Here is a 995-nt window from a genome sequence, read left to right as displayed (position 1 = left end):
GATCCGCAAACCGGCGAGATCCGTCAGGCGCAGATATTTGTCGCGGTGCTCGGGGCCTCGTCGCTGACCTTCGCTATGGGGAGCTTCGGTCAGCGACTACCAGATTGGATCGAAGGCCAGACCCGAGCCTTGTCGTACTTCGGCGGAGTTCCCAAGGCGATCGTCTGCGACAATCTGAAGGCCGGGGTCGTCAAGGCGTTGTGGTTCGAGCCGACGCTCAACCAAACCTTTGCCGCCATGGCCGAGCACTACGACACGACGATTTTGCCGACCCGCAGCCGCAAGCCGCGCGACAAGGGCAAGGTTGAAGGCGCGGTGCTGATTGTTGAGCGCTGGATTCTGGCACGGCTGCGCCATCGGCGGTTCTTCAACCTGACCGATCTCAATACTGCGATCGGCGGTCTGCTGGAGGAGCTGAACCATCGGCCGATGCGCCATATCGGCAAATCCCGCCGGCAGCTGTTCGAGGAGATCGAGCGCGCTGCGTTGACGCCGCTGCCGGGCGAGCCGTTCGAATACGCCGAGTGGAAAACGGCGAAGGTCCACCCCGATTATCACGTCGAAGTCGACAAGACCTTTTACTCGGTGCCGCACCGGCTGATCGGCCGTCGGGTGGACGTCCGGCTCACCTATCGAGCCGTCGAGATCTTCCAGGATCACACGCGTGTTGCCAGCCATGTGCGCCGCTCTCAGCGCGGCGGCCATGTCACCGTGAACGAGCACATGCCCAAGGCCCATCAGCGTTATGCCAATATGACGCCGGCGAGCTTGATCAAGATGGCAGCGCGGATCGGCGTCAACACCGCCACTCTGGTCGAGCGGATGATGCGTGAGCGCCCGCATCCCGAGCAGGGTTATCGCTCCGCCATGGGGATCATCGCCCTGGCACGGCGCTACGAGCGCGATCGGCTCGAAGCGGCCTGCGAGCGGGCACTCGTCATCAACGCGATCAGCTACTCCTCGGTGAGCGCGATCCTCAAATCCGGGCTCGACCG

At 63.3% G+C, this 995-nt stretch carries 1 protein-coding gene; it reads left to right on the top strand.

Going from position 1 to position 995, the window contains the following annotated elements; all coding sequences use genetic code 11:
* On the top strand, positions 1–995 hold a 995-nt coding region (gene istA / locus J6525_RS46435), incomplete at both ends, for an IS21 family transposase (protein WP_225649613.1).

The organism is Bradyrhizobium australafricanum (genome assembly GCF_020329495.1).
GTDB classification, from domain to species: Bacteria; Pseudomonadota; Alphaproteobacteria; order Rhizobiales; family Xanthobacteraceae; genus Bradyrhizobium; species Bradyrhizobium australafricanum.
The sequence above is the reverse complement of the archived record's forward strand: the minus strand, read 5'-3'. Positions and strand labels throughout refer to the sequence as shown.